Annotated in this window: 2 protein-coding genes; both read right to left on the bottom strand. The window is 44.6% G+C overall.

Features of this window, described 5'->3' with window-relative positions:
• Positions 1 to 325: helix-turn-helix domain-containing protein (locus tag Q0X35_RS06435; RefSeq protein WP_297566671.1), on the bottom strand; the 325-nt coding region annotated here is incomplete at its 3' end.
• Positions 326 to 622: 297 nt separating this feature from the next.
• Positions 623 to 2,359 (bottom strand): InlB B-repeat-containing protein, encoded by a 1,737-nt coding sequence (locus Q0X35_RS06430; RefSeq protein WP_297566669.1) that lies wholly within the window; start codon positions 2,357 to 2,359, stop codon positions 623 to 625.
• Positions 2,360 to 2,615: the final 256 nt, after the last annotated feature.

Raw genomic sequence — 2,615 nt, 5'->3', positions numbered from 1 at the left:
TAATCACCGCCAGCGCGATAAAGCACCCGTGCGCCACCTTTCGCTTTTCTTCCTGCCTTTTGGCGAGCTGGAGATTTATCACTTCTAATTTTTGTGCGATTACCTGTAAATCACTGGCTGCTGGCATCGAGATAGTTTCTCCCAGCAGTGTAGCCACCGGCGTTTCCAAGGCTTCGGATAGTGCGAGCAGCATTTTAGAATCGGGCACAGAGAGCCCTTTTTCCCACTTAGAGACGGTTTGCCGCACCACATAGAGTTTGGCGGCAAGTTCCGCTTGTGAAAGCCCCTTTGCCGTTCGAATCATTCTAATATTTTCATTTAGCATGGCCACTACCTCCTATTGTGATTATTGCAGCTATTACAAAGACTGCTGCAGCCAGAATACCGCTAATGTGTTCGATTGCCTCGAAATAAAAAGCAATTAAAGCGCAACGAGAATTGACCTGCGAGCAACGCCAGAAAACTGCAGGTAAAAGCACGAAAAAATTCTCGCGAATAATTACCTACACTCTTATTTTTATCTGACGAAAGGGCGGCCGTAACTATTTATTAGCTGCGGCCGCCCTTAAGTGACTAGGCTTTACACCCTACCGGCAGATATTTTGAACCCTATCTGCAGATATTATTTATTTCGTTTCAGCGTTCCTTGCTTGCGCAGCACGGCAAATCCGGAAATCGAGAACCCTAAGGCCGCAAGCAATATGCCGAAAGAGTTAGATCCTCCAGTCTGAGGCAAACTCTGCGCCGGTTTTTTCGGCGGTGCCGGCGGCACAGGATTCTTCGTATAGATCGCATACACCGTCATATCAGAATTTACAACTGTTTTTTCGGTAAAGGCGCTCCCATTGCCGTCAGCCTGCGTATTCCACTCTTTGAAGGTATATCCATCTTTAGTGGGATTCTGCGGCATCTTTTCCTCTACTAAAGCATCACCACTAATTGACTTACCTGGTTCTACTTTAGTCGCCGCATACAAACTGCCGTCATTTATAAATTTTACGTAGAAATGCGTATTTTGATAGTTTATATCGCTATTATTGAGCAAACTCTTCCGATAGACGCTCTTTTGCGCCACATCCGAATCACTACTAAATAAAAGCTCAGTGTAATCGGCAAAATTTTCGGGCGGCGTATAGGCACCATCCTTCGCGGTATTACCTTGGAAGAGCGTTCGCGTATCCGTACTTATGTTTTTATATGCATCCACATTTGCCACGGGGTCCGCATTATCAAATTTATACGTATAAATTGCCCCACCATTAGCTGCTGAATTCTTCAAGAATTTAGAATCAGTAATAGCTACGCTTCCTGCATCTCTATTGAGATAGAGCGCCCCGCCAGCGCTATTAGCTACATTTTGGCTAAAAGTAGAGCCATTAATACGAAGCGGTTTTACGCTATATATTGCTCCACCCCAATTAGCTAGATTCTGGCTAAACGTAGTATTTTTCAGCGTAATTTCTTGTGAAGAATAAATTGCGCCGCCCGTGCTCGCTTGATTTTCGGCAAATGTGGCATTTTCAATGGTGGCAGGATGCGTCTTGCCCAGAATAATTGCTCCACCGACTTTTTTTGCTTTATTTCCTTTAAAGGTGCCACCCGTAATTTTTAATTTGCCGTAAGCTGCGATGGCTCCGCCCTGAGAGGAGGTAGCAATATTATTTTCAAAAAGGCCGCCGTTAATAATGAGAGTGGCATCTTGCCGGGCCTGGATAGCTCCGCCTTGCTGTTTTGTAGAAGTATTATTCTTTATGACTGCACCGGCTTCGATAGTGAGCATTCCCCCATCATTTACGTATATAGCAGGGCCATCATAACCCGGCACATCCGTAAAGTTTTGGATAGTGGCTCCTTTTCCTATGCTTGCCTTAGCTCCCCTAAGCACAGAAAAACATCTGCTCTCTCCATGGCCGTCGAGCGTGATGTTATCGATCATTAACTCAGAGTTATCCATAAGGCTAATCAAATCCTTCGGGCCTCTTCTCTCCAAGGTATAAGGCCCGCCTTTTCCGGAGGTCAATCTGATTTTATTATTGCTGCGTCCATGCAGCTTCTCCGTAGACGGAATAACCGTATCTTTGTTTACATAGACGGTGTACAGACTCGCTGCATCGTTAATATCCATATTCTCGATAGTCTCAAAGAAGGTATCGTATTCACCGAGAACTGTTTCAGTATTCGCATTCTCCGCTTTTTTAGTGACGGTAAATGCCTTAGTGCTGGGTATGCCATTAGCTGGCGCTGCTACCGCCACATTCACACCTGCCGGCAACGATAAAACGCTTGCCAGCACCGCTGCAATAAATACTACGAATAAGGTGCGAGTAATTTTGGGTCTGAGAATACTTTGCATGTGCATAAACCGCCTTGGTGCTAATACCGTAAAAATTTCTGATGTGTGTGAAAACGAAAAAATCTATTACTATGCTACTTGGCAAATCCGGAAATTACCCACAAACCGCGAAATTGCTTGGAAAACTAGGAAACTGATTGGAGCTGCTAGGCCAACTATCGCAACAGCCCAATTATCTACGTGAAGCAAAAATTCATCGACTGCTGCATACAGCTATCTAAATCTTATTTACTTTATTTCCCAAATAATGGTTACTGTATCC

The organism is uncultured Arcanobacterium sp. (assembly GCF_947253055.1).
Lineage (GTDB): Bacteria > Actinomycetota > Actinomycetes > Actinomycetales > Actinomycetaceae > Arcanobacterium_A.
The sequence above is the reverse complement of the archived record's forward strand: the minus strand, read 5'-3'. Positions and strand labels throughout refer to the sequence as shown.

Bases quoted from the DNA above. Each gene is read 5' to 3' on its own strand.
- Q0X35_RS06430 (WP_297566669.1), bottom strand. From the start codon at position 2,359: ATGCACATGCAAAGTATTCTCAGACCCAAAATTACTCGCACCTTATTC.